Annotated in this window: 18 protein-coding genes, 1 tRNA gene and 1 pseudogene; 11 read left to right on the forward strand and 9 right to left on the reverse strand. The window is 41.8% G+C overall.

The genetic code is table 11. The features are described 5' to 3' along the window. Positions 1-14 precede the first annotated feature (14 nt). The 4 genes from galU to galE all read left to right on the forward strand — a co-directional run bounded on the left by galU (position 15) and on the right by galE (position 5,043). Entirely contained in the window at positions 15-896 is an 882-nt protein-coding gene (gene galU, locus K1T76_RS00310) for a UTP--glucose-1-phosphate uridylyltransferase GalU (RefSeq protein ID WP_230243702.1), read from the forward strand. Between the two features lie 139 nt (positions 897-1,035). Then, positions 1,036-2,304: a nucleotide sugar dehydrogenase gene (locus K1T76_RS00315; protein ID WP_230243703.1), complete on the forward strand. Its 1,269-nt coding sequence runs from the start codon at positions 1,036-1,038 to the stop codon at positions 2,302-2,304. Then, positions 2,304-4,025, forward strand: a complete 1,722-nt coding sequence (gene pgi, locus K1T76_RS00320; protein ID WP_442780662.1) for a glucose-6-phosphate isomerase — start codon at positions 2,304-2,306, stop codon at positions 4,023-4,025. The genes K1T76_RS00315 and pgi overlap by 1 nt, the downstream gene beginning before the upstream one ends. After that, positions 4,018-5,043, forward strand: coding sequence for a UDP-glucose 4-epimerase GalE (gene galE, locus K1T76_RS00325; protein ID WP_230243704.1), 1,026 nt, complete (start codon positions 4,018-4,020; stop codon positions 5,041-5,043). Before pgi ends, galE begins: the two co-directional genes overlap by 8 nt. Before the next feature lie 75 nt (positions 5,044-5,118). On the opposite strand, the gene K1T76_RS00330 is transcribed toward galE, so the two are convergent. Further along, positions 5,119-6,501 carry an IS200/IS605 family accessory protein TnpB-related protein gene (locus K1T76_RS00330; protein ID WP_230243705.1) on the reverse strand — a complete coding sequence of 461 codons (1,383 nt, stop codon included), beginning with the start codon at positions 6,499-6,501 and terminating at the stop codon, positions 5,119-5,121. Positions 6,502-6,724: 223 nt separating this feature from the next. Beyond that, positions 6,725-8,095: a phosphomannomutase CpsG gene (locus K1T76_RS00335; RefSeq protein ID WP_230243706.1), complete on the reverse strand. Its 1,371-nt coding sequence runs from the start codon at positions 8,093-8,095 to the stop codon at positions 6,725-6,727. A gap of 213 nt (positions 8,096-8,308) precedes the next feature. Between K1T76_RS00335 and K1T76_RS00340 the strand changes: the two genes are divergently transcribed. Both K1T76_RS00340 and K1T76_RS00345 read left to right on the forward strand, forming a co-directional pair. Further along, a complete protein-coding gene (locus K1T76_RS00340; protein ID WP_180005903.1) occupies positions 8,309-9,547 on the forward strand; it encodes a hypothetical protein in 1,239 nt (412 codons plus the stop codon). A gap of 166 nt (positions 9,548-9,713) precedes the next feature. Then, positions 9,714-13,061, forward strand: a complete 3,348-nt coding sequence (locus tag K1T76_RS00345) for a DEAD/DEAH box helicase (protein ID WP_230243707.1) — start codon at positions 9,714-9,716, stop codon at positions 13,059-13,061. A gap of 196 nt (positions 13,062-13,257) precedes the next feature. Here K1T76_RS00345 and tnpC read toward each other — a convergent pair whose 3' ends face one another. The 7 genes and pseudogenes from tnpC to K1T76_RS00380 form a co-directional block, all read right to left on the reverse strand. Continuing rightward, a complete protein-coding gene (tnpC, locus tag K1T76_RS00350; protein ID WP_230243708.1) occupies positions 13,258-14,904 on the reverse strand; it encodes an IS66 family transposase in 1,647 nt (548 codons plus the stop codon). 74 nt (positions 14,905-14,978) lie between these two features. Beyond that, entirely contained in the window at positions 14,979-15,314 is a 336-nt protein-coding gene (gene tnpB / locus K1T76_RS00355; RefSeq protein WP_171489061.1) for an IS66 family insertion sequence element accessory protein TnpB, read from the reverse strand. Beyond that, positions 15,311-15,694: an IS66-like element accessory protein TnpA gene (tnpA, locus tag K1T76_RS00360; RefSeq protein ID WP_004691518.1), complete on the reverse strand. Its 384-nt coding sequence runs from the start codon at positions 15,692-15,694 to the stop codon at positions 15,311-15,313. Before tnpA ends, tnpB begins: the two co-directional genes overlap by 4 nt. Before the next feature lie 87 nt (positions 15,695-15,781). After that, positions 15,782-16,930 (reverse strand): annotated as a pseudogene (locus K1T76_RS00365) (type II toxin-antitoxin system HipA family toxin); the annotation flags it as partial. A 23-nt stretch (positions 16,931-16,953) separates the two neighbouring features. Further along, the gene (locus K1T76_RS00370; RefSeq protein WP_230243709.1) at positions 16,954-18,297 is read right to left on the reverse strand and encodes an IS200/IS605 family accessory protein TnpB-related protein; all 1,344 of its coding nucleotides are present in this window, start codon (positions 18,295-18,297) and stop codon (positions 16,954-16,956) included. A 227-nt stretch (positions 18,298-18,524) separates the two neighbouring features. Further along, the gene (locus tag K1T76_RS00375) at positions 18,525-18,836 is read right to left on the reverse strand and encodes a helix-turn-helix domain-containing protein (RefSeq protein ID WP_104852853.1); all 312 of its coding nucleotides are present in this window, start codon (positions 18,834-18,836) and stop codon (positions 18,525-18,527) included. A gap of 349 nt (positions 18,837-19,185) precedes the next feature. Continuing rightward, positions 19,186-19,261: transfer RNA gene (locus K1T76_RS00380), tRNA-Gly, on the reverse strand. A gap of 236 nt (positions 19,262-19,497) precedes the next feature. Here K1T76_RS00380 and K1T76_RS00385 point away from each other — a divergent pair. From K1T76_RS00385 to K1T76_RS00405, 5 genes are all read left to right on the forward strand, one after another. Continuing rightward, positions 19,498-19,809, forward strand: coding sequence for a BolA family protein (locus K1T76_RS00385; protein ID WP_104852854.1), 312 nt, complete (start codon positions 19,498-19,500; stop codon positions 19,807-19,809). A 13-nt stretch (positions 19,810-19,822) separates the two neighbouring features. Beyond that, positions 19,823-20,215 (forward strand): SirB2 family protein, encoded by a 393-nt coding sequence (locus K1T76_RS00390; protein WP_104852855.1) that lies wholly within the window; start codon positions 19,823-19,825, stop codon positions 20,213-20,215. A gap of 101 nt (positions 20,216-20,316) precedes the next feature. After that, positions 20,317-21,153 carry a ParA family protein gene (locus K1T76_RS00395; protein ID WP_070155018.1) on the forward strand — a complete coding sequence of 279 codons (837 nt, stop codon included), beginning with the start codon at positions 20,317-20,319 and terminating at the stop codon, positions 21,151-21,153. 13 nt (positions 21,154-21,166) lie between these two features. Then, a complete protein-coding gene (locus K1T76_RS00400; protein WP_004970241.1) occupies positions 21,167-21,562 on the forward strand; it encodes a hypothetical protein in 396 nt (131 codons plus the stop codon). A gap of 241 nt (positions 21,563-21,803) precedes the next feature. Beyond that, a complete protein-coding gene (locus tag K1T76_RS00405) occupies positions 21,804-22,394 on the forward strand; it encodes a LysE family translocator (protein ID WP_230243710.1) in 591 nt (196 codons plus the stop codon). The last annotated feature ends 4 nt before the right edge of the window (positions 22,395-22,398 follow it).

Below are 22,398 nucleotides of genomic sequence, written 5' to 3' on the forward strand. Positions count from 1 at the left end.
ATTAGGTATCTGAAATGATTAAAAAAGCCATTTTACCCGTTGCAGGTTTAGGCACCCGCTTTTTACCTGCCAGTAAATCTATTCCAAAAGAAATGGTGACTGTGGTCGATCGTCCTGCGATTGAATATGTAGTGCGCGAGGCAGTTGCAGCAGGGATTGAGCAAATTATTTTGGTGACCCATTCCTCTAAAGCCTCCATTGAAAATTACTTTGACCGTAACTTTGAGTTAGAAACCACTTTGGAACTAAAACAAAAACTGGATTTGCTCCAAGAAATTACCGAAATTTTACCTGCCCATGTCAGTGTCGTGAGTGTACGTCAGCCACAACCTTTAGGCTTAGGGCATGCGGTGCTATGTGCCAAATCTGTAGTAGGCAATGACGCTTTTGCGGTACTGTTACCCGATGTTTTGGTAAAGGATGATGCTGCACAAAATGACTTGTCGCGTATGATTCAGCGTTTTGAGCAAAGCAACGCTGCACAGATTATGGTCGAGGCAGTGCCAGTTCATTTGGTCGATCAATATGGTATTGTCGATGTAGCTGCAGCACCTGCTGAAGGCGAAAGTACCGTGATGCAGGGCATTGTCGAAAAACCCGCAGTAGGCACGGCACCTTCTAATTTATCGGTGGTGGGGCGTTATGTCTTACCTGCAGAAATTATGACTTTGCTCGAAAACACCCCTAAAGGGGCAGGTAATGAAATTCAATTGACCGATGCGATTGCCATGTTGCAACAAAACAGCGTGGTGGAAGCTTACCGTATGCAAGGTCAGACTTTTGACTGTGGCAGCAAGTTGGGTTACTTAAAAGCAGTGTTGCATTATGGACTCGATCATCCAAAATTAGGCGATGATTTTAAAGCCTTGATTCAAGAGTTAAAGATTGAGTCATAAAGGTGATTAAGGGGGGGAAGATTAGAAAATCTCTCCTAGCCTCCCTTCTTACGCAAGAATTTAAAGCAGTGCTTAAACTCTTGCTCAGGGAGGAACCCACGTGAAATAAACAGCATCAGCCAATACACAGGAACACATTTTGAAAGTCGCAGTCTTTGGTAAAACCCTCTATGCAGGCGTGATGTCTGCACTCTTGGCAGAATGTGGGCATCAAGTCTATTGGTGCGATATCTTTCAGGATGCTGCCCATCCATTGGAACAGCAACATCTGAGCTTTCAAGATCAAGCCTTGAGTCTGTTATTAGAACAACAATGCAGCAAGGGCTTTTTACACTATTGTGATTTTGCTGCATTGCCTTTAGATGTGGATGTGTATCTACTCAGTTTGAACCCGACTGAAGAAGCTCACGCCTTAACCGTTTTGGGGCAGTTGCAACAACGTCCGATTATTCATCCTAAACTGATGATCAATGCCTCGACTTTGGGCTTAAATGGCACACAGCGCCTGCAAAAAATCTTGCCACAAGATGACTGGATGTATTTGCCCGACATGATTCAAGAGGGCAATGCCATTCAAAGTATGACCCGCGCACAGCAACTCACGGTGGGTTGTGAAAATGAACGTGCGCAAGTCAAACTCAAAGAATTACTCCGCCCCTTATTTCCACGTGCGCAGCAATATCTGTTTATGCCCGTGTTGGATGCCGAATTTACCAAACTGAGTATTTCCGGCATGTTGGCAACCCGTATCAGTTATATCAATGACTTGGCAGTGGTGGCAGAAAAACTCGGGATTGATATTGAACATGTACGTCAAGGCATGGCGGCAGATAGCCGTATTGGTGCATCGTATATGTATCCTGGTGCGGGGTTTGGTGGTGAAAACTTTAGTCATGATATTCAGACTTTGGCCAGTACCGTCTCCACCACAGGGGTGAAAAGTCAGCTGTTGGCGCAGGTCTGGGACATTAACGAACAACAAAAAGAACTCTTGTTTAGAAAGCTATGGAATTATTATCAGGGCGATTTAAACGGCAAAACTGTGGCCATTTGGGGCGCAGCCTTTAAAGAAAATACCGCACGGGTGCAACATTCCCCCATTCATGTGATGTTGCCTGCGTTGTGGGCGCAGGGTGTGACGGTCAAATTGCATGACCCACAAGCCTTGCCTGAAATTGTGGCACAGTATGGTCAGCGCGATGATCTAATTTTATGTACAGACCAATATCAAGCCGTCGAAGGTGCATCGGCATTATGTGTGCTGACCGCGTGGAAACAATATTGGAGTTTGGATTATCCAACTTTGTTGCAGCAGATGCAGCATCCGCTGATTTTGGATGGTCGCAATATTTATGATCCTGAATTTGTGAAGGCACAAGGTTTTGCTTATATGGGAGTTGGTCGCTAATGATTCGTAGCACAATGCCACAGACGCAAAGCTCGATCTCCCCAAATGATAATGCTTTGTCGCAGTTACAACAATTACAACAACAGTTTCAGCAGCTGCATTTAAATCAGCTGTTTGCTCAAGATCCGCAGCGTTTTCAGCGTTTCTCGGTGGCTTTGGACAGTGTGCTGTTTGACTATAGCAAGCATCGGATTGATGCCAAGGTGTTGCAGACCCTGGTTCAGTTTGCACAGCAGAGTCAGCTTGCTGAGTGGATTCAACGTTTATTTTCAACAGCAACTGGCTCAGAGAAAATCAACTATACCGAACAGCGCGATGCGATGCATTGGGCCTTGCGTTTGCCTGCGATCAGCCCAGCAGCAAGTGCTTCCGATCAGACCGATGCTTACGCTGCATTGACTGAGCAAGTGCATACCCAGCTTGAGCGTATGTATGCCTTGGTTGAAAAAATCCATGCAGGCCAATACCGTGGTGCCACGGGTGAAGTGATTCAGGATGTGGTCAATATTGGTGTGGGTGGCTCAGATTTAGGCCCGTTGATGGTGACTCAAGCCTTATCTGATTTTAAAGTGGCAACTGAAAAACCACTGAATGTACATTTTGTGTCCACCATGGATGGCAGCCAGCTATCTGAATTGCTGCATCGTCTGCGTCCTGAAACCACTTTATTTATTATTTCGTCCAAGTCTTTTGGCACCATTGATACCTTATCCAATGCGCAGACTGTGAAACAATGGCTAGAAAAGGCTTTGGGCACACACGCGCAAATTCTGAAACATCACTTTATTGGGGTATCCACCAAAGCAGATAAAATGACCGCGTGGGGCATTTGTCCTGAAAATCAGCTCTTGCTTTGGGATTGGGTGGGTGGTCGTTATTCGTTATGGTCGTGTATTGGCTTACCGATTGCCCTGACCATTGGCGTTGCGGGTTTTCAGCGGTTTTTGGCAGGTGCACATGCGGTTGATCAGCATTTTCAAACGGCTGCATTTGATCAGAACATCCCAGTGCTGATGGGCTTGCTGGGGGTGTGGAATAATAATTTCCTGAATATTCAGACTCATGCGGTCTTGCCTTATGATGGACGTTTAAAATACTTTGCTTCGTATTTACAGCAATTAGAAATGGAATCGAATGGCAAGTCGATTCAACGTAATGGCGAGGCGGTGAGCGTCGATACTTGCCCGATTGTTTGGGGTGAGGTCGGGCCGAATGCACAGCATGCGTTCTATCAATTGTTGCATCAAGGGACGCATGCGGTCAGTTGTGATTTTATTGCCCCTGTGCAGCGTTATAATGCCAATCAATTTACCTATGCGGAAAATGCTGAGGCTTTGGTGGAGCAGCACCATTTGGCCTTGTCCAACTGCTTGGCACAGTCGCGGCTTTTGGCCTTTGGCAATCAGGCTTTAGATCAGCAGGAATTAGATGGCTTAGCGGCATATAAGCAGTACAGTGGTAATCAGCCAAGTAGCAGTATTTTATTGCAAGAACTCAATCCGTATAGCTTGGGCATGTTGATTGCTCTATATGAACATAAAGTCTTTGTGCAATCGGTGCTGTGGAATATTAATCCTTTTGACCAATGGGGTGTAGAAAAAGGCAAAGAAATTGCCAATCAGCTCTTGCCTATTTTAAATGGGCAGCAACAGGACTTATCGGCACTCGATGCATCGACTCAAGGTTTATTAAAAATTTTATTAGGAAAAATAGATGGCTAATATTTTAGTAACAGGCGGTGCCGGCTATATTGGTTCACATACCTGTGTCGAGTTGCTGAATGCAGGGCACAGCGTGGTGGTGCTGGATAATTTATCCAATAGCTCGGCAGAATCATTGGCGCGGGTGCAGCAACTGACGGGCAAAACCTTGCAGTTTATTCAGGGTGATATTCGTGATGCTGCTGCTTTGGATGCTGTGTTTGCTGCACATCAAATTGATGCAGTGATTCATTTTGCAGGACTCAAAGCAGTGGGAGAAAGCCAACAAATTCCACTGAGCTATTTTGATAACAATATTGCGGGTTCAATTAGCTTGATGCAGGCGATGCAACGCGCGCATGTGTTTAAACTAGTGTTTAGTTCATCGGCTACAGTATATGACGAAGCCAATATTTCGCCGTTACATGAAGAGATGCCAACGGGCATGCCAAGCAATAACTATGGCTATACCAAACTGATTGTGGAACAGCTTTTACAAAAAGCAGCCCTTGCCGATGCACGTTGGTCGATTGCGCTATTGCGTTATTTTAACCCTGTGGGGGCACATAAAAGTGGTTGCATTGGCGAAGACCCACAAGGTATTCCAAATAATTTGATGCCTTATGTGACACAAGTGGCGGTAGGGCGTCGTGAAAAACTGTCGATTTTTGGGCAGGATTATGCCACGCCCGATGGTACTGGTGTGCGCGATTATATTCATGTGGTCGATTTGGCCAATGCGCATTTATGTGCCCTGAATAACCGTTTGACTGCTCAGGGTTGCCGTGCTTGGAATATTGGTACGGGCAATGGAATTTCGGTGCTGCAAGTGAAGAATACTTTTGAACAGGTCAATGGTGTGCAGATTCAATTTGAGTTTGCACCACGTCGTGAAGGCGATGTGGCAACCTCTTTTGCAGATAATAGCCGCGCCGTGCAAGAATTGGGCTGGACTCCACAATATGGCTTAGAAGATATGTTGGCCGATAGTTGGAACTGGCAAAAGCAGAATCCGAATGGTTATCGTCAAGATGAATGATTCTAGCTATACACTCAGCCACAAGGTTTAGAGCATAAAAATGGGAGTCAGTTTTGACTGTTCCTTAAAATGTATTCAAACATACTCAAGGACTAATTCGCACTCTGTTAATGTCTTGTTGCCAAGCGTGTAACTAGAGCCTGAGTCGGTCAGTTCCGACTTGTAGCGGTCAGTCCGTTCTTGCAATATACGCTTTACAGTTTTGTAAGGCGTATAACGACTTATCTCATTGTCGTTTAATCTTGCAAGCACGTTTCTCGCAGCATTCCAATCAGCTTGCACAACTTCCCCATTGAAACGGTGAAAACGATCTCCCTTACGTGTACCTATTAAAAGGCCATGCAAGAAAGAATCACTTTGCGAAGTATATGCAGAATTGACTAGATGCACCGTAGAACCTCTACGGTGAGATATAGAAGTTAGGGCATTAGCTAACAAACCTTTAGCCCATGTATTTAAGCGTCTATTGGTGTTTTTGCCATAGTTGCGTTTACTTTGAATTGGGGATGTTAAATCTTCCGCAACAATCACTTTGGCTTTATCAACCAACTTGTGAGTTGCTGTAAATATTAATGTTTTGAGCTTTGCTTTTTGAGTATCTTGTCGCTTATCTAGTTTTTTTCGACCTAGATTATTTAACTCAATTTTCTGTTTCTTGTGTGGTTTAGCTTTAGCAATCGCTCTGAGCTTGTTTCTGTGCTTGTACTTTTGATTTAAATAATCTGATTCACTTGAGATCAGCTTGCCTAGACCACTCCCATATACATCGCCATCAGAGTCCACAAAAGCTTCTGAGTACCCTTTATCAACACCTACTGTTTCCTGACCACAATCTTGTGTTTCAACTGCATCATAGGTTGAATGAACTTCAATATTGCCATTTTTTAGAATAATTCTTAATGTGCCTTGCGGTGCAAAATCAACAGTCGTATTTAATGGGATTTTAATGGTTTGTCGAGGGATTAGGCTTGGTACTTTAAGCCAACATTGACCATTTAACTCAAAGGTTTTACACATATCCGCACGAACAATAATTTGATTATGTGTGTGATTAACACCATGCTTAAAGTGATTACGCATTTGACGATGGAGGAAATTATCAGTCATCCATTCATCTTTTTTAAGCAAGGTGTATAGTCTTTTTTGTTCATTATTACAGGAGGTGCGTTTTCGGATCGCCTGCTTTACTTTGTCTTTTGATGCTTCTCGATAGGCTTTAATATCACCTATGCAATCACGTAGCGTTTCTTTCCACGCATTTGCAGAAACACCAAAGTCACGACTTTCTTTCATCCACGCATCACGAATAGCTCTGTCACTGATATTCAAACCTGAAATAGCACCATATTTAGCCCACACCTCGCTACGAATACGACCAAGTAAAACAGCTTGTTTCTCAAGCTGTTTGTACTTTTGCACATTCAAGTTTTTACAGTGATGAATGCGTGTTAATTTCACAAAGTCATGCCTAGGTTAAGGGATTGGATAATCAATAGATATGGATGCTAATATACCAAGACACTCACCTAAAATACAAAAGATAATCATTTAAATCTCTAATAAATACCCACCTTGCCACTACTGAATCGACATAGACAAAATAAGAACTTATGCAAATATTTGTCTATATTTTTAGTTATAGTTAATTACTCCCATTTTTATATTGCTTTGATTTTTCAGATTAAGCTTGAATGAGTTGCGTCAACTCATCCACATAGTCCTGCATGGGGCGTGGGTTTTGATCACGACGGCTTTCAATATTTAAGCGCAATAAAGGTTCGGTATTTGACGCACGCACATTAAAACGCCATGTACCAAAGTCAAGACTCACGCCATCGGTTTGGTCAATTGCTGGGTTTTGGCTAGCATAATGCTCAAAGATTTTTTGGATGGTGGCTTGAGTATCGGCCACTTTAAAGTTAATTTCCCCCGAACATGGGAATTTGGCAATCATTTCTTCGACCAGACTCGATAGCGATTCTCCTGTTTCAGACAACACAGAAAGCACCAATAACCAAGGAATCATGCCGCTGTCACAATAGGCAAAATCACGAAAATAGTGGTGTGCACTCATTTCACCGCCGTAAACAGCATTGTGTTCACGCATTACATCTTTAATAAAGGCATGCCCAGATTTAGATTGAATCGCTTCACCCTGATATTGAGCGACCACATCAAAGGTATTCCAGACTAAACGTGGGTCATGTACGATTTTCTCGCCTGCTTGTTTGAGTAAAAATGCCTGTGCCAATAAGCCGACAATATAATAGCCTTCAATAAACTGGCCTTTTTCATCGAACAAGAAACAGCGATCAAAGTCACCATCCCACGCAATGCCCATGTCGGCTTGATACTCTAATACGGCATTGCGGGTACTGTCACGGTTTTCCACTAAAATTGGATTCGGGATACCATTGGGGAAGGTGCCATCGGCATCATTGTGAATTTTGACAAACTCAACAGGGATATTCAGAGCTTTGAATTTTTGCTCAATTGCATCGACCACATGTCCTGCAGCGCCATTGCCTGCATTCATGACCAGTTTCATTGGGCGAATTTTGGTAGGCTCGATATACGTCATTAAATGTTCAATAAATTGAGGCAAAATATTGTAGCTTTGAGTGCTACCTTTGTGCTCAACTGGGGTAAATTCGCCCGATTCTGCCAAAGCCTGAATGTCTTTTAGGCCGGTATCGGCACTAATCGGACGTGCATTTTCACGTACCAGTTTCATGCCGTTGTAGTCCATGGGGTTATGGCTGGCAGTTACTTCAATGCCACCTTGCACGTCTAAATGAAAGGCTGCGAAATAGACTTCTTCTGTGCCTGTCATTCCCAAGTCGAGCACATTGACCCCTGCATCATTTAAACCACGAATGGTGGCCTGCTTTAAGCCTTCGCTGCTAAGGCGAATATCGCAGCCAATTACAACGGTTTTAGGTTGGTAAATTTGTCCGTAAGCACGACCAATTTTATAGGCGATGTCTTCATTGAGTTCTGTGCCCAATTTTCCGCGAATGTCATAGGCTTTAAAACAGGTTAATGTGCTCATGTATTGTCCTAAATATTTGGAAAAATCGTATTGCTGCCTATGATAATCGAACTGTGTGTAATGTGCTGTATAGAATGGAAGATCAATTGCTTGAAGATGTTTCAGGTCAAAGACTATGGATGAGAAAAGATGTGGTGATGGGCAAAGATGTTTTTAATGAGTAAGAAGTTGGTTAAAATACGGCTCAGACTTATGTGTTCGATATGATTGAAGATGGAATTACAGAAAAGTACTTTAGAGCCAGTGCAGAAACTTTCTGCGCCACAGAAAAAATTTCAGAAATTATGCCAAAAAATTGAGCAGGAACAGCTACGTTTGAATGAATGGCAGACCGCACAAGCCGATATTCAGGCACGTGCCAGCCGTGAAATTTTACCGACTTATGCGCAATTGCGTGAAGTTATATTTCAGCAAATTCAACAATTGCTTCAGCAAAAACAACAAAAAGTGACGGCAGCCCAGCAAACTAAGCTGGATCAAAAAATTGAGCAACTCAGTTTACAACTTTTGGATTCGCAGCAGATGTCTACCGAACAAGTTCAGTTTTTAACAGAATTGCTGAACAGTTATGGGCATCATATTGAATTGCTAGACACAGATGATGTGGATTTAAGATCTGAAGCTAAAACAGCAACAGAGTCAGAAGACGAAAATGTTGAACAATGTGAACAAAATAGTTTTGAACATGATGAGTCTGAACAAGAGCGCTTGGCACAGCTCAAGCTAGAAAGTTTGAAGCATTTTCTTTGTGAAGAATATGACCTAGATTTAGATTTTTTTGATTTTCAGCATGATCCATTAGATTTAGATGACTTTATAAAAAAATTTGAACAAAAAATGCAAGAACAAGAGGAGCTGGATTTTTTAAGTCAGTTGAGTAGTGCGCAAAAAGCTTTTGCCGAACAGCAAATTGCCCGTGAAAAAGCCAAAGCAGCAAAAAAACAGCAACAGCGTGAAGAAGCCAAGAAACTAGCAAATCAGTCCATTAAAGCGATTTACTTAAAAATTACAGCGTGGATTCACCCAGATCGTGAGCAAGATGAGCAGAAAAAACAAGAAAAAACCGTATTGATGCAGCAAGCCAATCAGGCTTATGAAGCCAATGATTTATTGACATTGTTAAATTTGCAAATTCAGTTGGGTCAGCAGCATAATTTGTCTTTCGCCAATCAACAATTAAAAGCGTATAACCTGCTTTTAGAAGAACAGTTAGAAACTTTGCAAATGCAAGTGGATGACATTATTTACTCTTTTAATTGGAGTCAGTTTTTATATTCTAACCGTAAAATTAAAGTGCAGGATTTGTATCGAAAATATGAGCAAGACTATCGACATGTTCAACAAAAATTAGCTCGAGCGCAAGAGATACTGGAAAAATATCAAGACCTTAAACAATTAAAGCAATTGATGCGCAGTCAATATGTGTGGGAAATGCATGCTGTGATGATGTAGACATATTGAGGTTTGGCTTTGAATGTTTATGCAAAAAGTAGTCTTTATTTACAATATTCCTTTTGAGTGAATCCAAGTTATGCTCAGGTTGGGCCGTTCGGCTACTATTCTGAAATGATACCTTTGTCCGTTATAATTGTATAAACATTTTTAGTGTCTGGTAATTATGTCCTCATTGATCAATTTTCTATCTCGCTTTAGTACAGCAACTCTTCAGCGCAGTCTGAGCTATGCTAAACGCATTGATAGGGAAACGATTGAGTTCTTTGAGGAAAAAGACGGGGTTACGATGTATGCCCAAATTGAAGGGACAGATTATTACGATACTGCAATTACCTATAATCCCCAAAAAGACCGTTTAATCGATGACGACTGCACTTGTCCAGTTGGATATAACTGTAAACATGCTGCTGCTTTAGCGCGGTTATTCTTTCAGGAATATCGCCAGGAATTTCAGCAGCGTTATGCTGACTCTCAATCCCCGCAGGGAATCACAAAACGCCTACGGGGGGATGATCAGGCACAGCGCTGGTTGAATGATTTTAAACGGTATTTACAACAGACTGAACCAGAGCAATCTGTCAAAACAAACAATTATTTAATTTACCTGTTAGATCAGTCTGTCAGCTTAAAGAAATTGACAGTTGATGTTCAGAAGGCCAGACGCAATAAAAACGGCTCAATTGCGGGGGAAAGTTATTATACCCAATATGAAAATATCACCAGAAAGCATCTGACTTTACCTGAACAAAAACGACAATTATTTAACCAGATTTATTATTATGCCAAAATAAACAGTGACGAACGTTTTTATCAAAGCAATCTTGATATCTCTGGAATTTTATTGGAGCATTTCAAATCTTTTATTCAAAGTGGCGATGTGTACTGGCAAAAAAAGAGCCATACTGCACTTCAATGGTCAGAACAAGGCTATCACATCGAACTGATCTGGCAACAAGGTGTAAACAAACAGACAGAGCATTTAAATATTGAATTGGTCAATGGTGATATTCGACTCGATTTAAAATCAAATCCACATATCCAAATTCTCGCTAGCCAGCCACCGTGTTATGTGGATATTCAACAGAACACGGTGGGCCAGTTATATGGTGAATATACGGCAAATCTTCTGTACCATTTTTTACAGATGCCTGATCTTCCATCTATGCTCTTGCCAGAGTTTGAGAAACTGACTCATCAATATTCAGACGTGAAAAATCTGCCTCAGCCCGAGTCTATTCAGCATATTGATGTCCTTGAGGGTAGTCCCCAGCCAATTTTACGCTTCGGTGTTTTAGATAAATTTGATTGGAAATGGGAAGAATCTGTTTGTGCTGAAATTGAATTCTCCTATGCAGGCGGGCGAATTAAAGCAGGTACATCAGGTGACAGTTTCATTGGTGAGCAGCATGACAAAATGGTGCGACAGCTTCGGGACTTAGTTCAGGAACAACAGTCAATCCAGCGTTTACAGCTATTGGTCGAATCACTGAAGTGGGTGAAAGATCTTAGTTATGACCAGCAATTAAAACTGGATAAACAACGTCTCGATTCTATGGTTTTTGCTTTCTATGGAGACTGGATCAAACAGCTGATGCCCATCAATCAAATTGAGTTGATGGGCTGGCAGATAGAGCATCTGGAAAACAGCCCCTTTAACCTGCAATATGTTGAAAATTTAAATATTTCTATCACTGAATCTGAAGGCCAGCAGGACTGGTTCAATATCGGGGCGACGGTTCAAGACAGTGCAGGCAATTCTTATAATTTACTTGATGCGCTCGTAGCTTTGGTGCGAGTAAATCCTGATTTACTTGATCCGCGGACTTTTATTCATCTGCATGACAGTCAAATTTTCACCGTGAAAACTGCAGTTGATCAACCTGATTTGGCGCTATCCGCTAGGGATATTAAGCCGGTATTATTGCATCTGCAGAGCATTTTACAGCAAGAAGAGCGCAGTATTGATCGCTATGATGCGAGTCAATTATTAGAATTGCAGCATAATCTTGGGATGACATGGCAGGTCAGTGATCGCCTGCAGAAATTTGTACATAAATTCAAACAAGGCTATCAGCAACAACTGCCGACACCACAAGGTTTTCAGGGGGAGTTGCGTCTATACCAGCAGCAGGGCTTAGGCTGGTTACAGTTTTTAAGGGAAACCCAGCATGGCGGGATTCTGGCAGATGATATGGGCTTGGGGAAAACAGCACAAACTTTAGCCCATTTACTCATGGAAAAGCAGGCTGGATATTTGCAGGATAGTCCCGCCTTAATTGTTGCACCCACATCGCTGATGCATAACTGGTTCAAAGAAGCGGAGAAATTTACCCCAGAGCTCAAGGTATTGCTGCTACAGGGGCCCGATCGCCATCAGTATTTTGAGCAGATTCCGCACTATGATATTGTGTTAACCACCTATCCGCTTCTGGCGAGAGATGAAGAGCAACTAAAGCAATATGAATATCATCAACTCATTTTGGATGAGGCGCAGAATATCAAAAATCCGCGCGCCAAAGCTGCACAGGTAGTACGGCAATTAACAGCGCGACATCGTCTATGTCTAACCGGTACACCTATGGAAAATCATTTGGGTGAGCTGTGGGCACTATTTTATTTCCTGATGCCAGGATTTTTATATTCACAAGAAATTTTTAATAAAAAGTACCGTCATCCGATTGAAAAGCGCGGTGATGAGCAGTTAAGACAAAAGTTGGTCAACCGGATTAAGCCCTTCATTTTACGTCGCTTGAAAACTGACGTAGCCAAAGAGTTGCCAGAAAAAACCACGATTGAAGTCAATATTGATATGAATGACCAGCAATCCAAGTTATATGAGGCTGTTCGTGCCACGATGCAGGCAAGCATTCAGAAAATTGTGGCAGAAAAAGGCTTTAAACGTAGTCAAATTCAAATTTTAGATGCCTTACTGAAGCTACGTCAGGTGTGCTGCCATCCTAGCTTACTAAAGCTGGATTCAGTGAAAATTGGGCAGGCGCATTCTGCCAAACTTGAACAGTTGATGGATATGGTCGTTCCAATGGTGGAAGAGGGGCGAAAAATTCTTATCTTCTCTCAGTTTACCTCAATGTTGGAACTGATTGAACAACAGTTCCATCACGCAGAAATTGGCTATGTGAAGCTGACTGGAAAGACCAAAAAGCGAGATGAAGTCATTACAGCGTTTCAGTCTGGACAAGTGCCGGTATTTTTAATCAGTCTGAAAGCAGGAGGGGTCGGTTTGAATCTAACTGCCGCAGATACGGTCATTCACTATGATCCATGGTGGAACCCTGCTGCTGAAGATCAAGCTTCAGATCGTGCATGGCGGATTGGACAGGACAAGCCGGTATTTGTCTATAAGCTGATTACTAATAAAAGCATAGAAGAAAAAATTCTTGCCTTACAGCAAAATAAAGCAGAACTGGCACACTCTATTCTAAGTACAGATCATGAAGGCGAAGCGAAACTGACGGAAAATGACGTGATGAACTTGTTTGAGAAATTTTAGTTTGGTTTCAGATTACCCTAATCATCTGTAAGTATCTGAAAGTCCGGATGCAATTTTTTCCAATGTTCTCTTAATTTTTCTTTATGAACAGAAATCATAGGTAAGTCTAGTAATAGCACTGGCCATACCGACCGTGCTTTGTCCATGATCGCGTGAAGTTGTTTTGTAAGCGTCCGCTGAATCCCATACCTATTTTTTAATTTTGGTCGGATTTCCAGCGGTGTGGCAGTAATTCTTCTATTTGGGTCACTTTATGTGTCGGCAACCTTTTCAGAACATCACTTAAATAGGCATACGGATCCAGCCCATTCAGCTTTGCTGACTGGATTAATGTCATGATATTGGCTGCTCGCTGACCGCTGCGCAGCGAACCTGCAAATAGCCAATTCTTACGTCCCAACGCCCAAGGTCGCATCTGGTTTTCCACCCAATTATTATCTATAGGTAGATTGCCATCATCCAGATAGCGGCTTAAAGCTGGCCAACGCTTCAGAGTGTAATTGATGGCCTTGGCGGTTGGAGAACTCGATGGCACAGTCAGTTGATGTTGGTTAAGCCATTCATACAGTTGTTGCATCACCGGTTGACTATGCTGTTGTCGGTATTCGCGGCGGTCTTCCGCTGTACCATCGGTCTTTTTCCTGAGTTCTGCTTCTATCGCATACAGTTTCTGAATCAGCACTAAGGCCTGTTCAGCGACCTGACTTTTCCCGGTCACATGCAGTTCATGGAATTTACGACGTGCATGGGCCATGCAGCCCACCTCTATGACCTGGCCTGATTTAAAGCGTGCTTTATAACCACTGTAATCATCACAGACCAGATGGCCCTGCCAGCCTTTCAAGAACTCTGCAGCATGCTGGCCTGAACGACTATCCTGAAAGTCATAGATCACCGCCTGAACTGGATTGTACTGTGTAGTGGCATAGGCCCAGACATAACCTTTCTTCGGTTTTTTATCATTCTCACCCATCCGCATGATGGTGACCGGTGTTTCATCTGCATGCAGCACCTGCTGTTGTAGTACCACCTCTTTTAAGGCATTGGCCAGAGGTTCCAGTTCTACACCGCAGCGACCTATCCAGTCAGATAAAGTTGATCTAGAAAGTTCGATTCCCGCCCGCTGATAGATCAGACGTTGACGGTACAGCGGCAAATGATCGGCATATTTCGATACCAAAACATGGCTGAGCAGTTCAGGTGAAGCAATGCCTTTATCAATCACATAGGCGGGCATCGCTTGCTGAGTCAGGGTGTCACACTGATCACAGACCCATTTACCACGCACATGCTGTTCCTTATAGAACTGTGCCGGTCTGAAATGCAGTTTTTCACTGACATCTTCGCCGATACGACGAAGTTGGCAGCCACAAGCACATTGGGTTGATGCAGGTTCATGCTCAATACGGATGGTGTGTAGATGATCTGGCAGTGGTCGACGTTTAGGTTTATTGGTTTTGGCTTTGTGTGTCACTGCATCGGTTTTATCTGCATTCAGCCGTTCCAGTTCTAGATCAACCGCGGCAATATCTTCTTCAACCGCTTCATCCCACAGGTGGATTTGTTTTGCAGTGAGATGTTCGTTTTTACTGCCGAATTTGTGCTTTTTAAACAGCGCAAGTTCATGCTCGTATTTTTGATTGAGAATGGAAAGATGTTGAACTTGAGCATCTAATTGCTGATTGGATACTTCAAGATGCTGAACTTTGGTATCTAATTGTTGGTTTGATTTTTCTAATTCTTGATTTGATTGTGCCAGAGACTGATGCTGCATTGCCAACTGTCTGGTAAATTCCAGCAGTTGTTCATGGGTCAGTTGGCTTAAATCAGGCAGCGTATTCATGACCGCAGTATGCCTGAGGTCATGAGAAGAATGAAATACAACATTTGGAGAATAGCAGAATGGACCAAGCTAGTTTAGAGCATTGTGACCACTTGCTGTCGTCCAATGCGCTGCCAAGGCAAACCCTGGATCAGTGCCTGTAACTGTTCCGGGCTGAGGGCTACGCTTTCACCCTGGTGAACTTTAGCCCAGTGAAATTTGCCCTGTTCCAACCGCCGGGCACACAGCCAGATGCCCAGTCCATCATGTACCAGCACTTTCATGCGATGGCCACGTTTATTACAGAACAGGTAGGCGCAATGCGGTTTAATGTAGCCAAAGGCTTTCATAATCTGCGCCATGACCGTATCCATCCCTGCTCGCATATCCAGAGGTTGGGTAGAAAGCCAGATTTCATCAATGCGGATCATGTTGCAAGTGCCTTGAGTAATTCTGCTAAAGCAGATATTTCTGATACTTGCCATTTCAAGCCAATTTCTGCTTTTGAGTGGGGTAAAGTAATTTGAACCGTTAACATGTCAGTAGGAGTAGGATCTAATGGTGCAGAGCAAGATAAGGCAATAAATGCAGGTTTATTCGGTAGTGGTGAGCGATCATTCCCTGGCTTAGCATCAATTAAGCGAATCCATTTGGATACAAGATTTGTATTCAATCCATGTTGCAAAGCGACTGAAGCAATTGAAACGTCCGGTGCTTTACAAGCCTGAACGATCTGCTGTTTAAATTCAGCACTGTATGTTCTTCGTTTTTTCGCAAGAGATGCGATGGATGTCTGGTGATTTGTAGTCATAAATTTTAGTCCCCACTTGTTTTTAAGTGGGGACTAAATTAAGGCTTATAGGATGAATTCATAAGGTGTGTTCAGCGGACGCTTACGTTGTTTTTCAATAACACGCCATGGAACACCGACTTTTTCAGCCCATTGTTCAAAGTGTTTCATCTCAGCTAAATACCAATCTTTATTTTTGGCAAGATTTAAGGCGAAATGACGCTCATTTTCAATATATACACTTGTCATCAATATATCGTATGCAGGGGATAATCTTGGCGTTGTTTTATCGTGATAAATCATACTCCAGTTCTTTAAGTGTGCATCTCCATTGGCGAGTAAAATATTGACGAGTAAACGGCTGGCAAATTGCTGAATATCAAAAATTTTGTTATCTGAATAGTGATAAATGATCTTACCGATCTGCTCATAATTTGTGGTGCTGTATTTCTGGTGTGGATATGAACCAAAGATCTGAGCAAAATCTTCAATATGAATAAGCTCTGTAGTATTAGCAGTACTCTGCCTATCGAATCTCTTAATTGCAAAAGCATATTGCTCTTGGGGTAGATTTAATGGTGGAAGGTCTTGTAAGAGTGCCATATCTACCAAACGAATCTCTGGGATATCTATTCCGACCATTTTGGCAAGGATCATCATAGAGTATTCATTCAGCGGAACAAAAGCATGTCTGGTAGAAGGAGTTTTGACAATCCAATCACCGAGTAGGCTGGATTCCGTTGCCTGTGCTAATGTAAAACGCCCATCTTTGGCTTTCATGGAAAACTTCATTTGGACGCCAGCCAAGGAAAACTTATTATTTGTCCGAATCTCTTGTTTTAATATCTGATCTGGATTCGAGATCTGAAGCTTAAATTTTATTCCATCTGGGATTTCTTCTGGATCTACTGGGGTTGCAATCAGTGCCCCAGGTAAGTCATGACCTAAAGCTGCCAATAACTGAAATTCATTGTCTATATGTATTTTGAGGCTTTGTGCTATGAGTTCGCGTAATGCACCTTCTGGTAGCAGATTTGATAGCAAGGGGTGTAAGCGCTGATGTGTAACATAGGTCTTTTCTAAAATCTTATCCGCTTGAGGATATAAAGGGGAAGTAAGCAAGCTCAAGGTCGGACGTTGCTGATCCAAGTGAAAAGAATCTGTGAAAACCAGAATATTTTTTCCGCTCTGAAATCCTGCCAAGTATCCAACGACAACGTGATGTAATGTTAATTTCAGGACTGCAACAGTATTCATGGTTCCTGTTCCTTAAAATGTATTCAAACATAGTCAAGGACTAATTCGCACTCTGTTAATGTCTTGTTGCCAAGCGTGTAACTAGAGCCTGAGTCGGTCAGTTCCGACTTGTAGCGGTCAGTCCGTTCTTGCAATATACGCTTTACAGTTTTGTAAGGCGTATAACGACTTATCTCATTGTCGTTTAATCTTGCAAGCACGTTTCTCGCAGCATTCCAATCAGCTTGCACAACTTCCCCATTGAAACGGTGAAAACGATCTCCCTTACGTGTACCTATTAAAAGGCCATGCAAGAAAGAATCACTTTGCGAAGTATATGCAGAATTGACTAGATGCACCGTAGAACCTCTACGGTGAGATATAGAAGTTAGGGCATTAGCTAACAAACCTTTAGCCCATGTATTTAAGCGTCTATTGGTGTTTTTGCCATAGTTGCGTTTACTTTGAATTGGGGATGTTAAATCTTCCGCAACAATCACTTTGGCTTTATCAACCAACTTGTGAGTTGCTGTAAATATTAATGTTTTGAGCTTTGCTTTTTGAGTATCTTGTCGCTTATCTAGTTTTTTTCGACCTAGATTATTTAACTCAATTTTCTGTTTCTTATGCGGTTTGGCTTTAGAAATCGCTCTGAGCTTATTTCTACGTTTGTACTTTTGATTTAGGTAGTCTGATTCACTTGAGATCAATTTACCTAAACCATTGCCATATACTTCACCATCAGAATCCACAAAGGCTTCTGAATAACCTTTATCAACACCTACGGTTTCCTGACCACAATCCTGTGTTTCAACTGCATCATAAGTTGAGTGAACTTCAACATTACCGTTTTTTAGAATGATTCTAAGTGTGCCTTGTGGCGCAAAATCAACAGTGGTGTTTAGTGGAATTTTAATGGTTTGTCGAGGGACTAGACTCGGCACTTTAAGCCAACATTGACCATTTAACTCAAAAGTTTTACACATATCCGCACGAACAATAATTTGATTATGTGTGTGATTAACACCATGCTTAAAGTGATTACGCATTTGACGATGGAGGAAATTATCAGTCATCCATTCATCTTTTTTAAGCAAGGTGTATAGTCTTTTTTGTTCATTATTACAGGAGGTGCGTTTTCGGATCGCCTGCTTTACTTTGTCTTTTGATGCTTCTCGATAGGCTTTAATATCACCTATGCAATCACGTAGCGTTTCTTTCCACGCATTTGCAGAAACACCAAAGTCACGACTTTCTTTCATCCACGCATCACGAATAGCTCTGTCACTGATATTCAAACCTGAAATAGCACCATATTTAGCCCACACCTCGCTACGAATACGACCAAGTAAAACAGCTTGTTTCTCAAGCTGTTTGTACTTTTGCACATTCAAGTTTTTACAGTGATGAATGCGTGTTAATTTCACAAAGTCATGCCTAGGTTAAGGGATTGGATAATCAATAGATATGGATGCTAATATACCAAGACACTCACCTAAAATACAAAAGATAATCATTTAAATCTCTAATAAATACCCACCTTGCCACTACTGAATCGACATAGACAAAATGAGAACTTATGCAAATATTTGTCTATATTTTTAGTTATAGTTAATTACTCTCCTCCGAGAAGACCTTTCCATGGGTTAGACATTAAGTCATCTTGATCTTCAATAGTGACTTTAATTTCATCATTCAATAATTGTCTAATCAAATGAACCTTATCATCTGGGATGAGCATCAGTTGAGCATTTAGTCCTGCCGCAATAATTTCTAAGGTATCTAATCGAGGATTGCCTTGACTTTCCAGTTTTTGGTACTGCTGTCTTGAAATGCCTGTACGTGATTGCATATCAACTTGCTTTAAACCCAATAGGGTTCGTCTTTTTTTGACTTGCTGTAGTAAAGACTTATTTAGTGTAGACATATTTATTGCTTTTTGGTGGTATAAGAAGCATATTAGTTGCTTTTTTATTAAGAAGCAATGACAGAAATTATTAACAGGCTCCGCGGCATCAATATTTAGGATCTAGGCAAGCTGATCTTGTTTAACATAAGCCACTTAGTAGTAGCTAATACTATCTTTTGTTTTGGAGTTTTTTTTATCTTGTATGATTGATACTTTGGAGCATCATCTACACGGTTTTTTGTTCACAGTTTTGAAAGAGCACTTTTGTAAACTTACTTTTTTAAGTATAAAAATTTCTTATGAAGTAAAATATTGAATAAAACAACAATAAAAAAGCCCCAGTCATTCAACTGAGGCTTTTAGAATCTGGAGCGGGAAACGAGACTCGAACTCGCGACCCCAACCTTGGCAAGGTTGTGCTCTACCAACTGAGCTATTCCCGCATGCGGTGTATAATACATGATGCAAAAATAGGGTCAATCCATTTATGCAAAAAATTAGCTTAATTGCATAAATAAACGACATTTTTTAGAACAACTGGCGATGAGATCGCCAAATTTAAGTAGAAAAACACGCTGTAACAGCACCAAGCACGAATGATTCTGCCAAAGTGCTGAGAATTGTATAGAACGCAGTTATACTGCTAGGCAGCCTTTAAACCATTTTGGGAAATACAATCATGAGTTTAGAACAACAATTGTTGCAACGCTTAGCTGCTTTAAATCCAAGTCATTTAGAAGTTGTGAATGAATCTGCAGGGCATGGCGGTTATTTCCCAGGAAAAGAATCCCATTTTAAAGTGGTGATGGTCAGTGATGTTTTTCAGGGCTTACGTTCGGTACAACGTCATCAAAAAATTTATGCCGCTGTGGGTGATCTACTCGCGCCAAATAAAATTCATGCGCTTGCGATTCATGCCTTTGTTGCCTCTGAGTGGCAAGGCCAAGATACGTCAAGCCCTGAATGTGCACATGCACCAAAAGATGCGTAAGGGAAGGCTATAGATGGAAAATTTATCAATGCTGAACAATATTCACGTTGCTGCAGTGGCTTTGTTGCTGTTGGTGATTGTGGTGCGTGCCATGACTTTATTTAAAGGTACATTGAACCACTCTCCAAACCCTAAAGCATGGAAAGTCTTTGTAGCTTTGCAGCATTCGGCACTCACGCTGATTGTGGTGACAGGAGTCATTGCCTTATTTCTGAAGGATTTTCAGGTCGAAGCTTGGTTTTATGCCAAAATTATTTTATTTTTTGTGATGCTTTCTTCTTTGATTAAAGCGTATAAAAAAGATGAGCGTATTTTGCTGGTGCAGCGCCGTGTTGGCTGGGGACTGGCCCTGATTGCTTTCATTGCCATTTTAGGTTTGGTTATGCTTAAACCAAGTTTTGGCTAGGGCAAGTTTAAGGATTGTTAGACACTATGTGCCAACAATCATAGCGGGTCGGTTAAACTGAACATATAACAAGAACTGAAGTCATTCAACGAGGGGCGACAATGCGCACACGTGTGGTGTTTAATCAGAAAGGTGGTGTTGGAAAATCCAGTATTACCGTCAATTTGGCTGCAATCAGTGCGCATCAGGGTTTAAAAACATTGGTGATTGACCTCGACCCGCAAGCCAACTCCAGCCAATATTTATTGGGTGATGATGCCACTTATTCTGCCGACAAGCCTGCGCTTGAACCCAACATCGAAAATTACTTTGAAGAAGTGTTGGGTGCAAATCAATCCAAAGGCTTATTAGGCAATGCTTTAGGCTCAATTTTAAAAAACCGCAGCAAAGGTTTAGAAGCCTATGTGCATCAATCGCCATTTAAAAATTTGGATGTAATCCCTGCGAGTCCGCAATTGGGCGGTTTGGCACACGCACTTGAATCGAAACATAAAATTTACAAACTGCGCGATGCCTTGCAACAATTGTCCGATCAATATGACCGTGTATTTATTGATACCCCACCTGCATTTAACTTTTTTACGCTCTCTGCCTTAATTGCGGCAGATCGGGTGCTCATTCCTTTTGACTGTGATGTCTTTTCTAAACGTGCCTTACAAAGCTTGATTGAAAATGTTTTGGAAACTCAGGATGACCACAATGCAAACTTGCAAATTGAAGGCATTGTGGTGAATCAATATCAAGCACAGGCCAAGTTACCGCGTGAAGTGGTGCAGCAACTTAAAGATGAAGGTTTACCTGTTTTGAATAGCATGTTGCCGCCTTCGGTGTTGATGAAAGAATCACATCATAAAAATTTGCCATTAATTCATTTGGCAACAGATCATAAATTGACGCAGGCCTATCAATCGTTGTTCAATGAAATTGAGCAAGCGTGATACAGAGGTAGACATGAAAACATTTGCAATTGGTCTTGTCGCGGCAAGTAGTTTATTGCTGGGGGCTTGTGCGACCACAGTGAAACCTAGCTATGTGTCGCCTACACATTATCAGGCTTTGAATTGCCAACAATTACAAAGCGAATATAACCGTATTCAGCAATATATTGAAAGCGGTGTCGAAGCGCCGAAACGTACAGGTGTTGGTGTAGGTATCGGTTTAGGCGGTGGTTGGGGAAGCCGTGGCGGTTGGGGCGTTGCACCGAGTGTTTCAGTCAATATGGGACAGTCATCCAATACTAAAAGAACAGAACTGGCACGTCTTTTAGGTGAACAAGAAGCCATTGTACAAGCAGCAAAATTTAAAGCTTGCCCGATTATTGTTAAGCCCAAACCTGTAACATCTTAAATTTTAGGATTTGCGAATATTTCGTCCGTGGTGCTGCCATTTGTGCAGCACCATTGCTTAAAAAATGTAGCAAGATAATTCAAGGTTGATCTCAATCTAATATTTTAAAAACAAAAACTTAATTTTATTTTCTGTTCTATTTACACCCTTGGGTCAGTCCTGCCAGATAGAAAAACTTGTCATTTTCAATGGCTTTCATATAAGGTGTGCTCCTATTTTTGATTTGCATGCTCTGGTGTTTATGATTGAAAGTTGGCTCTTTGTCCTAGCAATGATCGCGGTCTTGATGATTCCTGGACCGACCAATGCATTATTGGCGAGTTCAGCGCATCAACAGGGCATTGCCAAAACCAGTCTGCTGATTCCCGCAGAGCTTTTTGGTTATATGTATGCTATTAGTTTGTGGGCATTATTCATTCATTTGAGTGCGCCAACTTGGCCTTACTTGATTGATATTCTGCATGTTTTAAGTGCAGGCTATGTATTTTGGATGGCTTTTCATTTATGGAAGCAGTCGCATTTAGAGCAACATTGTCAAAAACACTCTACCATTCGCCCCGCACAATTATTTTTTTCGACTTTTAAAAACCCGAAGGCCTTGTTATTTGCTGCAGGTATTTTTCCTACAGAAACTTGGGATAACCCGACCAATTTTGCCATGGTCTATCTCTTATTCGGTCTGGTTTTATTGCCGACAGCGTTATTTTGGATGTCTTTTGGGCGGGCTGTTTTGGCGCTAGAAACCAATAAAGTAACGGCAGATTTATTATATAAAGGCTCGGCTTTGCTGTTGGTGGTATGCATGCTGCCTGTCGTAGCACGTTTTTTCTAAAGAT

It is taken from the genome of Acinetobacter sp. PW68, assembly GCF_020982655.1.
Lineage (GTDB): Bacteria > Pseudomonadota > Gammaproteobacteria > Pseudomonadales > Moraxellaceae > Acinetobacter > Acinetobacter towneri_A.

Bases quoted from the DNA above. Each gene is read 5' to 3' on its own strand.
- galU (WP_230243702.1), top strand. From the start codon at position 15: ATGATTAAAAAAGCCATTTTACCCGTTGCAGGTTTAGGCACCCGCTTT.
- pgi (WP_442780662.1), top strand. From the start codon at position 2,304: ATGATTCGTAGCACAATGCCACAGACGCAAAGCTCGATCTCCCCAAAT.
- galE (WP_230243704.1), top strand. From the start codon at position 4,018: ATGGCTAATATTTTAGTAACAGGCGGTGCCGGCTATATTGGTTCACAT.
- K1T76_RS00335 (WP_230243706.1), bottom strand. From the start codon at position 8,095: ATGAGCACATTAACCTGTTTTAAAGCCTATGACATTCGCGGAAAATTG.
- K1T76_RS00340 (WP_180005903.1), top strand. From the start codon at position 8,309: ATGGAATTACAGAAAAGTACTTTAGAGCCAGTGCAGAAACTTTCTGCG.
- K1T76_RS00345 (WP_230243707.1), top strand. From the start codon at position 9,714: ATGTCCTCATTGATCAATTTTCTATCTCGCTTTAGTACAGCAACTCTT.
- tnpC (WP_230243708.1), bottom strand. From the start codon at position 14,904: ATGAATACGCTGCCTGATTTAAGCCAACTGACCCATGAACAACTGCTG.
- tnpB (WP_171489061.1), bottom strand. From the start codon at position 15,314: ATGATCCGCATTGATGAAATCTGGCTTTCTACCCAACCTCTGGATATG.
- tnpA (WP_004691518.1), bottom strand. From the start codon at position 15,694: ATGACTACAAATCACCAGACATCCATCGCATCTCTTGCGAAAAAACGA.
- K1T76_RS00375 (WP_104852853.1), bottom strand. From the start codon at position 18,836: ATGTCTACACTAAATAAGTCTTTACTACAGCAAGTCAAAAAAAGACGA.
- K1T76_RS00385 (WP_104852854.1), top strand. From the start codon at position 19,498: ATGAGTTTAGAACAACAATTGTTGCAACGCTTAGCTGCTTTAAATCCA.
- K1T76_RS00390 (WP_104852855.1), top strand. From the start codon at position 19,823: ATGGAAAATTTATCAATGCTGAACAATATTCACGTTGCTGCAGTGGCT.
- K1T76_RS00395 (WP_070155018.1), top strand. From the start codon at position 20,317: ATGCGCACACGTGTGGTGTTTAATCAGAAAGGTGGTGTTGGAAAATCC.
- K1T76_RS00400 (WP_004970241.1), top strand. From the start codon at position 21,167: ATGAAAACATTTGCAATTGGTCTTGTCGCGGCAAGTAGTTTATTGCTG.
- K1T76_RS00405 (WP_230243710.1), top strand. From the start codon at position 21,804: ATGATTGAAAGTTGGCTCTTTGTCCTAGCAATGATCGCGGTCTTGATG.